This window comes from Roseibium sp. (assembly GCF_025698965.1).
GTDB lineage: Bacteria > Pseudomonadota > Alphaproteobacteria > Rhizobiales > Stappiaceae > Roseibium.
Genome location: NZ_JAILWL010000096.1, coordinates 1 through 15,689, shown reverse-complemented (window position 1 = coordinate 15,689; position 15,689 = coordinate 1). Strand labels below are relative to the sequence as shown.

The following is a 15,689-nucleotide window of genomic DNA, read 5'->3' as shown; positions in this document are numbered from 1 at the left end:
GATGTGAATGCCCGGCTTGCCGCATCACCCGGGTCAACCTTGTCTTCAAGACGCGAGCGCAACTGTTGCTGAATGATGATCGACTTGTCTTCAGCCGCAACCAGCCGGTTTTGCCAATCCAGCAGGATGAGCTGCAGTCTTCCGCGCACCGGACCGTCCTGTGGGGCCTGATCGATCAACGGCTTCACCCGGGATATTGCCAGCTGAGCGCGTTTCGCCTCTTCCGTCGTAGATAACAGGTTTCTCTTGAGATGTTCGATCTCGCGTGCGTTTTCGGTTGCCGATTTCAAGATCCAGACAAACGGCCGGATCAACTGTTCCAGTTCGTCCTGAAGCTCGAAATTTTCATCAACCGGATTGAGTTCGCTTTCAGCAACACCAGTCGCCAGACTTACGATCTGATCTCCCAGCCTGCTCAAGTCCAGATTCACCGCGCGGAGTTGTTCTTCCAGGTCCTTCTTGTCGACTTCGTTCTCGGCGTCCTCTATCGCCTTTCTAAGCTCATTTGCTGTTTCGAGTTTGGAATTTTGGGCCTGAAGAATGCTGTTGATCGCTCGGAGCGCTTCGCGATTTGTTTCTTCCGGGCTCTTTACTTGCGTTTCCGACTCAGGAACCAACTCTTGTGCGCAGACGGGCAGCTGGCTGAAGAAAAAGGTAGAAACAACAAATGCTTGCGCGAAGATCAGGAAAAATGACCTTTGCTCGTTGCTTATGTTTTTCTGCCGGTGTGATTTGCCACCTGAGAGAAAACCCCATTGAAAGTGGCGCGTAATGCGAAAGAAATTTCTGATGGTCAGTCCTCTTTTGTCAGCTCCGTCGCTTTGCGCCAATTCAATCACCCTAAGCTATTGTTCTTTCAAGCCGCTGCGAATTTGTTCGTAAAATGAACCTTAGTATTTTTAATAACCGAATTGAAATTTCCGCGTAAACCCAATCCCGAATGTAAACTGGTTCTTGTCGCCCAGTGCAGTGATCGGCGAGGCCCCTGCGTCCCCAATGAGCCTGTCCCAACCGGCTCTGCCTTCTACCGCCCAGGCATCACTGATCTGATATTTCAAACTTGCGGCCAGCCCGGCCGATTTGATGCCGCCGGATGCCGAGAACCGGTGCAAGCCGGAGGAGGTCGAACTTTCCGGAGAAACGCTGAAATAGGTTTCCATGTACTGCCTGGAGGCGAATGATATTCTTGGCCCCAAAGTGAATGTCAGGTTTTCCTCTGGATGCATGATCAAGTCGACCCCGGTTACTCCGACGAAACCATTGTGACCGATTGCGCCGTAACGCAAGTCAACAAATGCTCGGGTATTTCTGTACCGGTAAGAAACGCCGGTACCGAGTTCAATGGAATGATCTACATCGGGCAACCCTTGAAGCGCCGGATCGTTTTTTGTAGAACGTTCCCCGAGGTATCCCAACGAAGGATAGATTGAAAAACCGGTGCCATCACCGCCGCCAAGTTCAAAGCCATTACTGAATCGCAGCGAGTGAAACCGGACCACTGGAAGGGGATAGGCAGTATACCTTCTCGATCCCTCGTAGCTTGGAGCAACGGCACCAAATGCCCCCAGTTCAAAACGGATGCCGGGCTTGCCAAGAACAGGCTTCTCAGGTGGTTCCTGTGCATGGCTGCGAACAATGATCGGCAAAAGGAATGAAGTTGCCAGAAGGGCTTTGCTGACAATTAGACAAGTGGCGCCAATTGCACCGGCGCGCATCGATTTGGGTTTCATGTGTTCACCGGAGATGACAATTCAATCCTGACCGCCGGCCTGTGCGCGGGCTGCACAGGCCTTGCAGGTTTTGGCTGCCTTGACCGGACTAGCCGGCCGGAGCGAGTTCCAGAGAACTCAGGCCAATCGCGAGGTTGAGACCGGATTTTCCTTCAACACTGAGAGGTTGGAGTGCAAACTTCTCATTCGAGCCACCGATCAAGGCATTCGCCCCAACGCCCAGGCCGACAGATGCACCGGCAGAGATGCCGCCATATTTGCCTTGCAGCGCGTAAGAACCGAACTCGTTGCCGACAGGTGTGAACACCACCCACGTCATGAAGGACTCGCCGGAAACGCCGATATCGAGACCGAGTTTGCTGAGTTTTCCCGAATAGTGCTCTGTCGTGCCGTCGGTATGCTGGAAACTGCAGGTGGCGTCTTTGCTCGAGCCAAGAAGCAGGCCGAAACCTCCTTCGATTGTGCATTCGAGAACACCGAGTTTCGTTGATTTTGCTTCCTCGGCCATGACCTGGCTTCCGACGCACAGGGCTGGGACTGCAACAGCTGCGATTTTGACCAATTTCATCATGAGGCACTTCCTTGTTTAGTATATGCATCAAAGAGGTGGATGCTGCGTTTCCTGCCCGATTGTGGGGTTCTTGACCGACCCGTTTCGGGAAGCGGACCTGATGGAAACGGAGCATCCGAGGTTGAAAATGAGGAATAGCGCTGGAGGAAAAAAGTGGTTCATCGGCACCCGGAACCACCCACGGGTGAATTTCGAGCCGAAGAATTCCCCTAGAATTTTCGACTGGAATTTGGCAGCAAGTGATTTTTTACAAATGGCATTTGTACGCGGCCCAGCTGGAGCGCGATACGTGAGGGGATTATCGCAAGAGTGCCAGCAGGCCGGAGGGGCTTGTGAATAGTATTGAAGCCAGGATCTTGCCGGGTGAATTATGCCAGCGGGTATTACCGAGGAAATTTGATGATCGACAGAACATATAAGAAACGGAAAAGCGGAACCTTGAAAGAAGCGCAATCTGCCTTGGTGCAAATGTGTGGCGGACCGGCTGCAGCAGCGGAACTCTGCCGGGTCACCAGCACAACGCTTTTTAATTATACCGACGACAGCAGTACCAATGAAAACAAGAACATGCCGGTTGATATTGTGAAGCAGCTGGAAGCGCAGTCGGAATACCCATTGGTGACGGAGCACCTCGCGGACCAATGCGGTTACGTCATGTACAAGGTCGATTTTGCAGACACGAAATCTCAGCTGCACATCGACATTATCGAAACGGGTGAGGAAATTTCAAAGCTGTTTCGAGACTGGGCGCAATTCATAGCCGACGGCATTATCGACAGGTCAGAGGCGCGCAAACTCCTCAAGAACAACCAGGACCTTGTCAGAATTCTGATGCGGATGAGAAGCGATCTGATTTCTCAGATTGACGACCCGGACATCCCGGACGGAACGCCTTGAATCTGGAACTGACCATTCGCGGGCTTGCCAAGGATCAGGCATCCAAAAGGCAAATGGCATCTTCGGGTCCTTCGACCACCAGGCGAACTCCCTGTTCCGTGTAGTCACGCGAGAGCACGGTCAGGCCAAGCACTTCGACCTGCCGTTCAAGGTCTGAACTGTCGGCAAAATCGGCCGAAAGCCGTTTGGTGACCAGCTTTTGGAAAGGCATCAGTACAGCGTTGTTGATCGCGTCCTGAGCCGCGCCGGAATAGGCACGGGCAAGACCGCCGCCACCAAGCTTGGTTCCACCGAAATAGCGGACGATCAGGACGGCGCAATTGATCAGGGCAGCGCCTTGTAAAACGCGCAATGTGGGCATTCCGGAAGTCCCGGCGGGTTCGCCGTCGTCCTTGCCGCTTTCCTCGATCCGGTCATCGTCCAACAGGCGCCGATGCGCGGTCACGATGTGATTGGCCTTCTTGTGCTCCTTGCGCAGCTCGTCCAGTCGCTGTTCGAACCGGTCCGCCGGAACGAGATACGCAAGAAACCGGGATTTCCGGTCTTCCAGATATCCTTCGAATTCGCGCGTGATGGTTTTCCAGGCCATATTGGACTTTATGACGGCGCCTTGAAATGCTTGGAAAGCTTCAGGGCCTGGCCCTGATAGTTGGATCCGATGCCTTCGCCGTAGAGCGTTTCCGGCCGTTCCGCCATGTGTTCATAGACCAACCGGCCAATCGTCTGGCCGTGCTCGACAATGAAGGGCACGTCGTGGGAGCGGACTTCCAGAACAGCCCGCGAACCGACGCCGCCTGCGCCCACGTGGCCGAAACCAGGATCGAAGAAACCGGCATAGTGAACTCTGAACTCGCCGACGAGCGGGTCGAAGGGCACCATTTCTGCAGCATAATCAGGCGGGACATGCACGGCTTCCTGACTGACCAGAATGTAAAAGGCATTCGGATCGAGGATCAGTTCGCAAGACTGTCTTCGGTAAATCGGCTCCCAGAAATCAAGCGGGTCCTGGGCCCCCACCACGTCGACATCAATCAGTCCGGAATGATGCTTGGCACGATAGCCGATCAGGCTTCCGGGACCGTTGCCCTGCAGGTCGATTGAAAGCTGGACACCTCCGCCGATCCGCTCATTGCCTCCACTCATCAGTGTGTGGGACTTGTGAACGTGTTCCAGTTCGTTGTCCGGGATCAGCGTCTGGCCACGTCGGAACCGAATCTGGCTGAGACGCGATCCGGTGCGAACAAGGATCGGAAAGGTGAGGGGAGAGATTTCGGCGTAAAGCGGACCTTTGTAACCGGCAGGAACCGTGTCGAAGGCAAGTCCGTTATCCGTGATCACGCGGGTAAAGACATCCAAACGCCCGGTCGAACTCTTCGGATTGGCCGTTGCCGAGATATCCTTCGCAAGCGCCAGGCTTTCCTGCAGAGGCACGATATAGACGCAGCCGGTTTCCAGGACGGCGCCGTCCTCCAGATCGATGGTATGCAGCTTGAGCTTTTCCAACCGGTCGGCAACCTTGATATCCGGTCCCGGCAGAAAGCTGGCACGTACGCGATACGCGACGGGACCGAGACGCAAATCCAGGCTGGCAGGCTGAACCTGCCCGGAAACAGGCGATGCGGCGGCGGAAATCTCGCCGGCAGCAAACATTGCCTGAATGATCCGTTCCGGCAAAATGCCGTTCACTGAAAGAGTTGCGCTTCCGGTCAAGTCCTGCCCCGCTGACACGTTCATTGCGTTGTTCCGTTTGTTCTTGCTCTATCGTCCTTAAAGGATGAGATCGCCCACGCCAACAGGGTTTGTGCGGCAAGTTGGCATTTCGCGGGGATCTCTTTAGCCAAAGACGATTGACCGGCGGCCGGTTTTCCCGTAGGACAGACGCACTTCGTGGTGATTTGGGCCGGCCGGCTTGCAGCCACGTTAAACAAGTTGCTAAAAAGGCCGGAGGTGCGAACCCCGGTCTTCAGGCTGGGGTTTTTTGCGTTTGGAGCGAATTGAAACATGACTGAGAACACCAAGACCGGTAACAAAAACTGGCGTCCGGCAACCACATTGGTTCACGGCGGCACAACACGGTCGCCCTTTGGTGAGACCTCGGAGGCCATCTATCTCACTCAGGGCTTTGTCTATGACAGCGCTGAAGCCGCCGAAGCCCGTTTCAATGGCGAGGATCCGGGATTTGTCTATTCCCGCTATGCCAATCCGACCGTTGCCATGTTCGAAGACCGTATCAAGGCCCTTGAAGGTGCGAAAGCTGCCCGTGGAACCGCCAGCGGCATGGCCGCGGTCAATCTGGCCCTGATGGCGTCGGTGAAAGCCGGTGACCACGTAATTGCTGCCAAAGCACTTTTCGGTTCCTGTCGCTATATCTGCGAAACGCTGCTGCCGCGATTTGGCGTTGAAAGCACGCTTGTCGACGGCACGGACATTGAACAGTGGAAAGCCGCCGTTCGGCCGAACACCAAGGCAATGTTCCTGGAAAGCCCGACCAATCCGACCCTTGATGTCATCGATATCGCGGCTGTTGCCGAAATCTCGAGGAATATCGGTGCCCGCCTGGTCATCGACAATGTTTTCGCCACGCCGTTGTATCAGTCACCGCTCAAGCTTGGGGCCGATGTCGTTGTCTATTCGGCAACCAAGCACATTGACGGTCAGGGCAGGTGTCTCGGTGGTGTCGTCCTTTCCGATGAGGAGTGGATAACCGACGAGGTCATGCCCTTCGTCAAGCATACAGGACCTCACATGAGCCCGTTCAGTGCCTGGGTCCTGCTCAAAGGCCTGGAAACGCTGCCGCTGAGGGTCGCGCGTCAAACCGAAAGCGCCGGTCGGATCGCCGATTTCCTGGCCGGTCAGTCAAAGGTTTCAAGATTGATCTATCCGGGTCGCGACGACCATCCTCAGGCCGACGTAGTCAAGCGTCAGATGAGTGGTGGGTCCACGATGGTGGCATTCGAGATCGACGGCGGCAAGGAAGCCGCATTCCGGTTCACCAACGCGCTGGAAACCATCAGACTTTCCAACAATCTGGGGGACGCAAAGAGCCTGATTACCCATCCGGCTACCACAACCCACCAATCGATCGGTGAAGAAGCGCGCGAAGAGCTGAACATCAGTGATGGTATTCTGCGTCTTTCAGTCGGTCTGGAAGATCCGCTCGATCTTCTGGAGGATGTCGAAAAGGCACTTGGCGCGATCTGATCGTCAGATACGCTTTGAATTCGCAAACCCCCGGTCCAGGTGGCCGGGGTTTTTCTTTGGCCGCGGCGCAGAGGCGAAGAAGTCGCCAGTGAATGAGCTACTGGCTGCGCGCAACCAGTCCCATGAAACCCGCTGCGCTCATCAGGGCTGCACCGCTCACTCTGTTGAGAAGTTTCGGATGCGAATGCAGAAATCCCAGGAGACCTTTGGCACCGACGGCGTAGAGCATGACAAAAGAGAAATCGAGCGCTGCCATTGTCGGACACATGGCCAGAAGTTGCTTGGCAAGGTTGGTACTCGGGTCAAGAAACTGCGGAAAAAAGGCGGTAAAGAACACAAGCGCCTTTGGATTGCCGATGGCGACAAGAAAGCCCGAGGCAAACAGTCTTGCCGGGTGAGCGTCGCTGCCCTCCAGTGATGCCACTTCCAGTTCTGGTGTGGACCGCCACAGGCGCAGGCTCATGTAAACAAGCACAAGAACGCCGCCCCACTTGATTACCTGAAACGCAAACTCCGAATTGGCGATCACGACGCCAAGTCCGAGTGCAACGAGCAGCATCTGAATCAGATTTGCGGAAATATCGCCAAGTGCGGTGAACAGCGTTTTTCTCGTTCCGAAATTCAGCGAATGAACCATCCCCAAGAGAACGCTGGGGCCGGGTGTCATGGTCAGGACGAGGGAGGCTGCGACGAAGGTGAGCCAGTTTTCAAATGTCATGGAGTTGATTCCGAAGAGGGATAGTATTTTCAGAATAACTCTCAGATATGTGATACATAAAAAAATAACTTGAAGTTATTTTTAAGGCACTGTCATGAGTGAAACCGATATACCGATGACGGTTGCCCGGGCGTTGATGCTGATCGACGCCAAGGGAAGTGTTTCCGAGGCGGCACGCAGTCTCGGGGTCACTCAACCGGCGATCAGCAAGGGGATCTCTCAGCTCGAGCAGCGGATAGGCACACCGTTGTTGCAACGTGGCACCAGACCGGTTGCTCTCACGGGAGAGGGAAGGATCGTTGCCGATTACGCAGCGCGCGCAGATCGTCTGCAGCAACAGTTTCTCCAGGATCTGGAGGAAGCGGTAAACAGCAGATCGGGAACGGTTCGCCTCGGGTCTTTCGGATCTTCCGCCTCATTTCAGATCCTGCCGCGAACACTTGCAGCCTTTGCACGGCAACATCCGGGTGTTTCAGTTGAAATCATTGAATTTCCCGACGGCGAATTACGCCAGGTGCTCGAGGAGGGGATCGTCGACCTGGCAGTCATGACCGTTCCCGATGATGACAGTCTCGACATTGCGCCAATCGCAACGGACAAGCTTGTCGCACTGGTGGGCGAAAGACATCCGCTGGTCCGACATGAAGAGGTGACTGCAGCCGACCTGTCGAATTATCCGTTCATCCTGACCAAAGGAGGAAGCGGCCCGTTGGTGGAGAGTTGGTTCGCCGCCGCAGGTCGATCTCCGAAGGCTGCACACACAATCCTGCAGGTGAATTCGATTCTGGCGCTTGTGGAGGCCGGGCTTGGTGTGTCGATCATCGCGGAGCTCGCCTTGCCGGAAAACTTGGGCAAGTGCCGTGTTGTGCAGCTGTCGCCGGAAGCGCCCCGCACGATCGGGTTCGTTCGGAAAGGCAAAACGGCACGCTCCAAAGCGGTGGAGCAGTTCTGGCGATTTTGCGAGCAATACGCATATTGATTGCGAGACTTTGGATCTGACTAGATTCAGAGTGACTTTACGCCGATCAGCAAACGCGCGGTGGCGGAGACGAAGCAAACAAGGGCAAACCCCCAGGCCAGAAGAGGAAACCAGGTCGGAAAGAGTGCCATCAGAAGAAACAGGAGAATGGTTTCCGTGCCTTCTGCCAATCCGCCCAGATAATAGAGGGACTTTTTGCCCTGCCTGCTGGTGGAAAGACACCGGCGCTCCGCCATGATGGCAAATGCTAGAAATGCGGACCCGTTGGCGTAGAAGCTGCACAGGAGAACGGCAGCGGGAAGGGCGTTGGCATCCGGTGCCTGGATGGCAAAGGCCAGCGGGATGGCACCGTAAAAGAAAAAGTCCAGCGTAATATCCAGATAGCCGCCCAAATCGGTTTTCTTGGTCGCTCTTGCAACGGCGCCGTCCAGTCCGTCGGCAAAACGGTTCATGGCGATCAGAACAAATCCCAGCAGCCATGCTCCCGAGGCTATGGCAACTGCAGCTCCCATACCAAATGCAAATCCTACTACCGTCACGCTGTTGGCATTGATGCCTGCGCGCGCGCACTTCTGCCCCATCCGGTTCAGAGGAGGGTCAATCAGGGGGCGCAGATAGGCATCGAGCATGGTCAGGGCACTTGTTCAGGTAAAATTCAGCGGTGTTCATGCAAAATCCTTTCGGAAATCACAAGTAAGTCTCTTTCACGCTTACGTCATTCGCCCTATAAGCCCCTCCTGAATGAACAGGTTCTTGGGCGACCCTTGGCCTGAAAGCAAAGGAACGACCGTGTCTGGCAGTTATAGCGCCACTACCAATGGGATCGAAGTCTCAGTTGAGCCGTTTTATCTGGACGACGAATCGAAGCCGGAAGAAAGCGAATTCATCTGGGCCTATATGGTTGAGATCCACAATGGCGGGACCGAACCGGTACAGCTGAAAAAACGCTATTGGCACATTACCGATGGTCTTGGCCGTTCCGAACAGTTCCGCGGCGATGGGGTGGTCGGCGAGCAGCCTGTCATCGAGCCTGGTGAAACTTACGAATATTCCTCGCATTGCCCGCTTCCGACCGACAGCGGTATCATGGCAGGTTCCTATTCGATGGAGCGGCCTGACGGATCTATATTCGAAGTCACCATTCCAGCTTTTTCCCTCGATCTTCCGGACGCGATTCGCAGCCTGAACTGAAGTCCGAAACCTGCTCAGATACTGGCAAGTCCAACAGCAAACCCGATGAGTAGCCAGAGAATCCACCTCTGGCGGTTGAATGCAGCCAGCAGCGTTACGCAAAGGGCCGCAAAAACCGCATAAATTGCGTGACCGGCGAACCCCGTTCCCAGCACAAGGGCGAAGAGGTCCGGATCCCTGTCCTTGGCGAGATGGAAATGGTGATCGGCAAACATCACAAGTGAGTCCGCTGCGACGCCGAATATCCAGCCCGCGACAGCAATCAAGATGCGGGCACCCCAGTTTGCCTTTTTTTGCTGAACCCGCGGTTTGACGGACCTGGCCGATTGAAGAACGGTTCGTTGAACCGCAACCTCTTGCCTGTGACGCCTTAGCGGATAGCGCACGCTGACATGATTTTCGATAGAGGAATTGCTCATCCCGGTCTCCGCACCGACAGCCTACCTATCCGTCAACTTTTGTCATCGGTCCTCAAGGCATGACTGTCCCCTGTGCGGTCTTAAGCGGCGGCACTTTAGAGACCGGAAATACAAAAGATAAATTTTGAACGAAAATGCACAATGGCCGGGGCAAGCCCCAGCCATTTCTTCTTGCGAAAGCAAACTGCTAAACTGACAGAACCGTCTCAGACCGTCCGGTGGCGCGCGATGGCACCGCGTTCAATCGCTGCGACCGTAAGTTTGTCGAGGCCAAACCGGTCACGCAGCAATTGCAGGATGCGCAATTCTTCCTGTTCTACATGCAGATCAGCGGCAGCGACTTCCACTGCGAGCGCATAAGCGGTGTCATAGAGTTTCGATGGCAGCACATCGCCCACCAGCTCAAGCACCAGGGACAGACCGTTGTCTTCCTGAAGGATATCGCCGCAGCGCTGCGCCGCCGGAATGATCTTGTTGCCGTCGTATTTCTCGAAAACAGGCAACATCTTGATCATGTCGCCGATGGTGGCCAGTTCATTGTCGGTCATAGAGTTGTCCGAAGCAGACACGATGACCATAACGTAGATGAGGGCTTCCTGAACGCTTATTGGTTCATTCGTAGACACTATTCAATCTCCAGTGATGCCGGTTTCAAGGCAATTTGAACGCCCGGTGTAAAGGGTTGGCGTTCAAGCTTCAAGTCACACAGATGCGACAATTGATTGACTGTGGGCCCGTGCTTTTCTAGTGTCGCGCCGCAACATACGGCCACAAGGCCTCAAAACCTACCGATGTTGACTTGTAATCATCCCAGCCAAAAGAACGAAATTCGAACATGACCGATCAATCCCTGCCTCCGCTTGACCTTTCGCAAGACTTTGTCGAGGCGGCCGCCAAATCGAAAGCGTGGCCGTTTGAAGAAGCGCGAAAACTGGTCAAACGGATCGAGAAAAGGGGGCCGGGAAAACCGGTGCTGTTCGAAACCGGCTACGGCCCGTCCGGCTTGCCGCATATCGGTACGTTTGGCGAAGTCCTGCGTACGACCATGGTGCGAACCGCCTTCCGCCTGTTGACGGAAGACAAGATCCCAACCCGGTTGCTCTGCTTTTCCGACGATTTGGACGGCATGCGCAAGATCCCCGAAAACGTTCCCGATCGTGCGGCGCTTGAACCCTATCTGCAGATGCCCTTGAGCGCTGTCCCGAACCCGTTTGGCGGCGACTACGAAAGCTTCGCCGCGCATAACAATGCCATGCTGCGCCGGTTCCTCGACACGTTCGGCTTCGAGTATGAATTCGCCAGCGCGACGGAATACTACAAGTCCGGCAAGTTCGACGACGTCCTGATCAAGGCCACGGAAAAGTACCAGAAGATCATGGACGTGATGCTGCCGACCCTGGGCGAAGAGCGTCAGGCGACCTATTCGCCGTTCCTGCCGATCTCGCCGACATCGGGCCGCGTTCTTTATGTTCCGATGAAGGACGTCAATGCCAAGGACGGCACGATCACCTTCGAGGACGAAACCGGCGAAGACATTACGCTGTCCGTGACCGGCGGCAAGGTGAAGCTGCAGTGGAAGCCCGATTTTGGCATGCGCTGGGCGGCGCTTGACGTCGATTTCGAGATGTTCGGCAAGGATCATATGACCAATGCGCCGATCTACGACAAGATCTGCAACATTCTGGGTGGCAAGGCCCCGGAACACTATGTCTATGAGCTCTTCCTGGATGAAAAGGGTGAGAAAATCTCCAAGTCGAAAGGCAACGGTCTGAGCATCGACGAATGGCTGACCTATGCGGCACCGGAGAGCCTTGCGCTTTACAACTACCAGAAGCCGAAGACCGCAAAGAAACTCTATTTCGACGTCATTCCGAAGGCGGTGGACGAATACTATACCTTTGTCCAGAAATACGATCAGATGCCGGTGGAGCAGAAGCTGCAGAACCCGGCATGGCATATCCACTCCGGAAGTATTCCGAAAATCGATATGCCGGTTCCGTTTGCCATGCTTTTGAACCTCGTCTCCGCGTCGAATGCGGAAAACAAGGATGTGCTATGGGCGTTTATTTCCCGCTATGCACCAGGTGTTACCGCCCAATCTCACCCGGAGCTTGATGCTCTGGTCGGGTATGCGATCCGCTACTTCGACGACTTTGTCAAACCGACCAAATCGTTCAAAGTGCCGGACGATGTCGAGCGGACAGCTCTTGAGACGCTCGATGAAAAACTGGCGGAACTCCCCGCGGATGCGGACGGTGCGACCATTCAGGATGCCGTGCTGGATGTTGCGCGCGCGATCGAGCGTTATCAGGACCCGAAAAAGAAAGGTCCTGATGGTGGTCCGGGTGTTTCCGTGGCTTGGTTCTCCGCGCTCTATCAGCTCCTGCTCGGTCAGGAAAAAGGCCCGCGTTTCGGCTCGTTTGTGGCTCTATACGGCATTGCGGAAACCCGCGAGATGATCCGCAAGGCCTTAGCCGGCGAGCTGGCCGCTTAAAAGAACGCAAACCTCAGAAGGCGGCAAGATCTTGCCGCCTTCCTGGTCTGCCATTGCAAGAATTCAATGTTCGGCGAATGTCGCGAGTTTCACGAGGGACACGAACTCCGATCTGTAACCATTTGGGTCATCGCCCATATTGGTAACTGCGAGATCCTGAGCGTCCTTGAAAGTCCATTTGCCCAGATAGTCAGAGCCTTGCAGCAATTGTCCGAATCCGGCAACAGCGGCGGCAAACATCGCCTCGCTATGTGGAATGTTGGCTGAATCTACCGATATTGGTGTCGTGATCAGTTGGCTTTTGACTTGCCCGGGCAGCTTGTAGCGAAGTTTGACGAAGGCCAGTTCGTCTGCAAAGGCGCCTCCAGTATGCGGCTCTTGTGGGGCTTCACCGGACGTTTTGTTTTCCTGGCCGTATCTGAGGTCGTCCATCCTGATTGCGGGAGAGCCGACAGGGGTCACTTCGTAGATTGCAGTCACGGTGTGTCCGGCACCGATTTCACCAGCATCCACCCTGTCGTTGTTGAAGTCTTCTCGAGCCAGTCGCCTGGTTTCGTATCCGATCAACCGATATTCCGCGACATTTGCCGGATTGAATTCGACCTGGATCTTCACATCCTGGGCGATGGTCGAAATAGAGCTGACCACCTGCTCAACTAGAATCTTGCGTGCTTCTGCCAAGTTGTCGATATAGGCTGCTATGCCGTTACCGTTTTGAGCAAGGGCCTGCATGAGGGCATCATTGTAGTTACCGCGGCCGAAACCGAGCACCGAGAGAAAAATGCCCTTCTGCCGCTGCTGCTCCACGTAGCGTTTCAGGGCCTCGGGGCTGGAGGGGCCGACATTGAAATCGCCGTCGGTTGCCAAAATAATGCGCGCGTCACCGCCAATTTCCTTCATGTCCTCGGCGAGTTCGTAGGCCACATCCAACCCGGCTTGACCAGCTGTTCTGCCTCCCGCACGCATTGAATTGACGGTCTTCAGGATACTCTTGCTATCGGACACGGAGGTCGGGGCCAGCAACACCCCGGCATGCCCGGCGTAGGTGACGATTGCAATCGTATCTTCCTCACGCAATGACGAGAGCAGCAACCTGAACGCCTTTTGAAGCAGTGGCAGCTTGTTGCTGTCTGACATCGATCCGGAAGTATCGATCAGAAAGACAAGATTTTGCGCGGGTAACTCTTCGATCGGAATGCTGTACCCTTGGAGGCCGATCTGCAGAAGCTTGGTGTCTGAGTTCCAAGGCGTCTCGACCACAGAAACGCTCGTTGAAAACGGTGTTTCGGTACTCTCTGGGGTTGGGTAGGCATAGCTGAAATAGTTGATCAATTCTTCAGGTCTGATCGCATCTCGCCTTGGCCGCATGCCGTTGAAAAGTTCAGATCTGACATAGGAGTAGGAAGCCGTATCTACATCGGCAGAAAATGTCGAAATCGGTTCGTCCGTCACTTTTTTCAAGGGATTGCTGGCAGCAACTGGGAACTGTTCGCTATCCGGTCCAGGGTGAGACGGGATCATAAATCCAGAAGCCACATTGTTTGTTGTTACTGAACCTGAAGCAGTCGAGTTAGAACCTCCGGGAGGAGTAGCATTCAGCAATCTATCATTGCTTCCGGCACCCAGTTGTCGTGTTGCCGGCACCTTTGCATGAAGATTGTGGGATGTTTGCGCCAGGTCGGCAAACGAGTAACTTTCCCTTGGAGGATTATCAAGACCTGCATCGCTCACCGGTTTTGGTTTCGCTGGCTGTGGAGTAAGAGACGGGGTGAGCCGAGCTTGTTCCTGCTGCGCATCGACAGCCTTGAGGTTTTCGGTAACAGCGGGTTTCGGTTTAGCGGGGTTGACGTCGTCAGTGCTCTCACCACCTTTTGCAAGTTTCTGTGCATCCAGTTTTGGCGTGTTGCCAGACCACAGCATGAAACCGCCGACCAAGGCTGCGCAGGAAAAGAAAGAAATGAGAAATTTTTTTGAAAGAAGACTGGTCATGGTGAGCCCCGATCTCGACACGAATACCGGATGACTTGGTTGTATCCGGGTTGAATAAGGTCAGAAGAGTTGAAAATGTGGTTGATTGTGTGAGTAATTTGAGCGCGAAACAGGGCTTGTTTCCGGCTTAAATGTGACCTTGCTGAATGCACGCGGATGCTGCTACTGCTCCGGGAAACCGCCCAGTAGGCCAGGGTCGGAAGGCAAAGTCTGGTCGTCCAGTTGTTTTGGCTCGGTCGGCAGGCTCCACTCGACAATTTCCGGTGTCAACTCTTCAAGCCCCGGCAGGGCTGCAGTCGGATCATCGTCCCAGTTGGAGACGGAAAGTTCCGTAAGCCATTCAGATTGCCATTTTCCGATTTTCTTTTCTTTTGCCTCCAGCGCAAGATTTGCAAGGTCTTCAGGAGCCTCGGGAGTGACATCTGCCCAACCGTAACGGACAAGCCGGGAGCCCAGATCGATCTTGCCGCGTTTGCAGGTTGCCAAAATCTGTTGTGGTCCAAGTTCTTCAATCTTGTCGCAAGTCACCTTGAATTGCCGGATCAGGCCTCTGAGGAAGGTTTGCGCTCTTGCTCCGCACGGCCAGGTGCCGCCAAGTCGCGATACGCAGGTTTCTTGCCGTTTCAACGGTTGGATATACGCCAGAGTGATAGTCAACTGACCGGATTTGAGATGACCGCTGTCCAGGACCTGGATACGCCTCAGTTCAAGCGGGCCGTCCGGAATGGGTTCAACAGGCGGGTTTTTCAGTTCAAGATATCGTTTGGATGGTTCGATACGTTTCAAGCTGCCACTGACCTTTGGAGACGTGACACCTTCTGGCGAGACGTTTCGAATATTGCCAGGAAGCGGCGCGGCGGAGACGCTCTTTTGCGGTGAGGAGAGGTGCCGGTCCATGTCGGCAGCAGACTGCGAGGCGTCTGAAAGCCGAAGCGCCTGGCTATTGGCAGCCGAGTCGGGCGTGGGCACTGCGTCGATCTCAGGCGGATCGCTCAGCAGCAGCCAGGTTACAAGGCCGCCGGAAACGGTCAGCAACAGGGCGGGCACCAAGAGAGGCCGGAGCTTCATTGCGAGTTCACTCGTTTTGCTGGTTCGATCTGATCATAATCGCTGTTCCCTCGAATTCCGAGTGTTCAATACGCTGCCGATCCGTTTTTTCCCTGCGAAACTGACAATCCTATGCAAAAGAGCCGCAGCATTGCTTGTCCGGGGAAATCCTCTTGGGTAGTGTCCGCGCGAGTTCAGGCCAATGTGCCGGAACCTGGCTGGATGACTTTGCAGATTGATTGGACCGGAGTGCGCATGACCCTGATATTTAAAATTGTTCCACGGTCCTTATGGCAGGAAGCTGTGGCGTCGGGCGTGTTCAAAGGGGCACCGGTTGATCTGGCGGATGGTTTCATCCATTTCTCTTCCGCGGAACAGGCTCGCGAAACGGCTGCAAAACACTTTGCGAATATGGACGACTTGCTGCTTGCAGCATTTGATGCAGGCTCATTC

General features: G+C 54.8%; 17 protein-coding genes and 1 riboswitch. Of the genes, 6 read left to right on the top strand and 11 right to left on the bottom strand.

Features of this window, described 5'->3' with window-relative positions:
• From K5905_RS10165 to K5905_RS10155, 3 genes are all read right to left on the bottom strand, one after another.
• Nucleotides 1-617, bottom strand: a 617-nt coding sequence (locus tag K5905_RS10165) for a hypothetical protein (RefSeq protein WP_297583200.1), incomplete at its 3' end; no start/stop codon positions are given.
• A gap of 282 nt (nt 618-899) precedes the next feature.
• Entirely contained in the window at nt 900-1,730 is an 831-nt protein-coding gene (locus K5905_RS10160) for a MipA/OmpV family protein (protein ID WP_297583197.1), read from the bottom strand.
• A gap of 88 nt (nt 1,731-1,818) precedes the next feature.
• Entirely contained in the window at nt 1,819-2,298 is a 480-nt protein-coding gene (locus K5905_RS10155) for a DUF992 domain-containing protein (RefSeq protein WP_297583195.1), read from the bottom strand.
• 402 nt (nt 2,299-2,700) lie between these two features.
• Here K5905_RS10155 and K5905_RS10150 point away from each other — a divergent pair, with 402 nt between their 5' ends.
• Nucleotides 2,701-3,198, top strand: a complete 498-nt coding sequence (locus K5905_RS10150; RefSeq protein WP_297583193.1) for a phage regulatory CII family protein — start codon at nt 2,701-2,703, stop codon at nt 3,196-3,198.
• A gap of 34 nt (nt 3,199-3,232) precedes the next feature.
• Here K5905_RS10150 and K5905_RS10145 read toward each other — a convergent pair whose 3' ends face one another.
• Nucleotides 3,233-3,787: a YigZ family protein gene (locus tag K5905_RS10145; protein WP_297583191.1), complete on the bottom strand. Its 555-nt coding sequence runs from the start codon at nt 3,785-3,787 to the stop codon at nt 3,233-3,235.
• An 8-nt stretch (nt 3,788-3,795) separates the two neighbouring features.
• Complete coding sequence (locus K5905_RS10140; protein ID WP_297583189.1) at nt 3,796-4,932, bottom strand: 2'-deoxycytidine 5'-triphosphate deaminase; 1,137 nt, start codon at nt 4,930-4,932, stop codon at nt 3,796-3,798.
• A gap of 143 nt (nt 4,933-5,075) precedes the next feature.
• A riboswitch (SAM riboswitch) is annotated at nt 5,076-5,155 on the top strand.
• 44 nt (nt 5,156-5,199) lie between these two features.
• Between K5905_RS10140 and K5905_RS10135 the strand changes: the two genes are divergently transcribed.
• Nucleotides 5,200-6,399: an O-succinylhomoserine sulfhydrylase gene (locus K5905_RS10135; RefSeq protein ID WP_297583187.1), complete on the top strand. Its 1,200-nt coding sequence runs from the start codon at nt 5,200-5,202 to the stop codon at nt 6,397-6,399.
• 97 nt (nt 6,400-6,496) lie between these two features.
• On the opposite strand, the gene K5905_RS10130 is transcribed toward K5905_RS10135, so the two are convergent.
• A complete protein-coding gene (locus tag K5905_RS10130; protein WP_297583185.1) occupies nt 6,497-7,117 on the bottom strand; it encodes a LysE family translocator in 621 nt (206 codons plus the stop codon).
• A 94-nt stretch (nt 7,118-7,211) separates the two neighbouring features.
• Here K5905_RS10130 and K5905_RS10125 point away from each other — a divergent pair, with 94 nt between their 5' ends.
• Nucleotides 7,212-8,096 carry a LysR family transcriptional regulator gene (locus tag K5905_RS10125; protein ID WP_297583184.1) on the top strand — a complete coding sequence of 295 codons (885 nt, stop codon included), beginning with the start codon at nt 7,212-7,214 and terminating at the stop codon, nt 8,094-8,096.
• A 26-nt stretch (nt 8,097-8,122) separates the two neighbouring features.
• Here K5905_RS10125 and K5905_RS10120 read toward each other — a convergent pair whose 3' ends face one another.
• Complete coding sequence (locus K5905_RS10120) at nt 8,123-8,725, bottom strand: CDP-alcohol phosphatidyltransferase family protein (RefSeq protein WP_297583182.1); 603 nt, start codon at nt 8,723-8,725, stop codon at nt 8,123-8,125.
• Between the two features lie 112 nt (nt 8,726-8,837).
• On the opposite strand from K5905_RS10120, the gene apaG reads away from it, so the two are divergent.
• Nucleotides 8,838-9,287: a Co2+/Mg2+ efflux protein ApaG gene (gene apaG / locus K5905_RS10115; RefSeq protein ID WP_297583180.1), complete on the top strand. Its 450-nt coding sequence runs from the start codon at nt 8,838-8,840 to the stop codon at nt 9,285-9,287.
• 14 nt (nt 9,288-9,301) lie between these two features.
• On the opposite strand, the gene K5905_RS10110 is transcribed toward apaG, so the two are convergent.
• Both K5905_RS10110 and K5905_RS10105 read right to left on the bottom strand, forming a co-directional pair.
• Nucleotides 9,302-9,706 (bottom strand): hypothetical protein, encoded by a 405-nt coding sequence (locus K5905_RS10110; protein WP_297583178.1) that lies wholly within the window; start codon nt 9,704-9,706, stop codon nt 9,302-9,304.
• Between the two features lie 206 nt (nt 9,707-9,912).
• Entirely contained in the window at nt 9,913-10,284 is a 372-nt protein-coding gene (locus K5905_RS10105) for a tellurite resistance TerB family protein (protein ID WP_297583203.1), read from the bottom strand.
• 257 nt (nt 10,285-10,541) lie between these two features.
• Between K5905_RS10105 and K5905_RS10100 the strand changes: the two genes are divergently transcribed.
• A complete protein-coding gene (locus K5905_RS10100; protein WP_297583177.1) occupies nt 10,542-12,200 on the top strand; it encodes a lysine--tRNA ligase in 1,659 nt (552 codons plus the stop codon).
• A 63-nt stretch (nt 12,201-12,263) separates the two neighbouring features.
• On the opposite strand, the gene K5905_RS10095 is transcribed toward K5905_RS10100, so the two are convergent.
• Both K5905_RS10095 and K5905_RS10090 read right to left on the bottom strand, forming a co-directional pair.
• Nucleotides 12,264-14,189 carry a von Willebrand factor type A domain-containing protein gene (locus tag K5905_RS10095; protein WP_297583175.1) on the bottom strand — a complete coding sequence of 642 codons (1,926 nt, stop codon included), beginning with the start codon at nt 14,187-14,189 and terminating at the stop codon, nt 12,264-12,266.
• Nucleotides 14,190-14,351: 162 nt separating this feature from the next.
• A complete protein-coding gene (locus K5905_RS10090) occupies nt 14,352-15,257 on the bottom strand; it encodes a thermonuclease family protein (RefSeq protein ID WP_297583173.1) in 906 nt (301 codons plus the stop codon).
• A gap of 234 nt (nt 15,258-15,491) precedes the next feature.
• On the opposite strand from K5905_RS10090, the gene K5905_RS10085 reads away from it, so the two are divergent.
• On the top strand, nt 15,492-15,689 hold a 198-nt coding region (locus tag K5905_RS10085; protein WP_297583172.1), incomplete at its 3' end, for a DUF952 domain-containing protein.

Coding starts and splice junctions, on each gene's coding strand:
- K5905_RS10160 (WP_297583197.1), bottom strand. CDS start 1,730: ATGAAACCCAAATCGATGCGCGCCGGTGCAATTGGCGCCACTTGTCTA.
- K5905_RS10155 (WP_297583195.1), bottom strand. CDS start 2,298: ATGAAATTGGTCAAAATCGCAGCTGTTGCAGTCCCAGCCCTGTGCGTC.
- K5905_RS10150 (WP_297583193.1), top strand. CDS start 2,701: ATGATCGACAGAACATATAAGAAACGGAAAAGCGGAACCTTGAAAGAA.
- K5905_RS10145 (WP_297583191.1), bottom strand. CDS start 3,787: ATGGCCTGGAAAACCATCACGCGCGAATTCGAAGGATATCTGGAAGAC.
- K5905_RS10140 (WP_297583189.1), bottom strand. CDS start 4,932: ATGAACGTGTCAGCGGGGCAGGACTTGACCGGAAGCGCAACTCTTTCA.
- K5905_RS10135 (WP_297583187.1), top strand. CDS start 5,200: ATGACTGAGAACACCAAGACCGGTAACAAAAACTGGCGTCCGGCAACC.
- K5905_RS10130 (WP_297583185.1), bottom strand. CDS start 7,117: ATGACATTTGAAAACTGGCTCACCTTCGTCGCAGCCTCCCTCGTCCTG.
- K5905_RS10125 (WP_297583184.1), top strand. CDS start 7,212: ATGAGTGAAACCGATATACCGATGACGGTTGCCCGGGCGTTGATGCTG.
- K5905_RS10120 (WP_297583182.1), bottom strand. CDS start 8,725: ATGCTCGATGCCTATCTGCGCCCCCTGATTGACCCTCCTCTGAACCGG.
- apaG (WP_297583180.1), top strand. CDS start 8,838: ATGAACAGGTTCTTGGGCGACCCTTGGCCTGAAAGCAAAGGAACGACC.
- K5905_RS10110 (WP_297583178.1), bottom strand. CDS start 9,706: ATGAGCAATTCCTCTATCGAAAATCATGTCAGCGTGCGCTATCCGCTA.
- K5905_RS10105 (WP_297583203.1), bottom strand. CDS start 10,284: ATGGTCATCGTGTCTGCTTCGGACAACTCTATGACCGACAATGAACTG.
- K5905_RS10100 (WP_297583177.1), top strand. CDS start 10,542: ATGACCGATCAATCCCTGCCTCCGCTTGACCTTTCGCAAGACTTTGTC.
- K5905_RS10095 (WP_297583175.1), bottom strand. CDS start 14,189: ATGACCAGTCTTCTTTCAAAAAAATTTCTCATTTCTTTCTTTTCCTGC.
- K5905_RS10090 (WP_297583173.1), bottom strand. CDS start 15,257: ATGAAGCTCCGGCCTCTCTTGGTGCCCGCCCTGTTGCTGACCGTTTCC.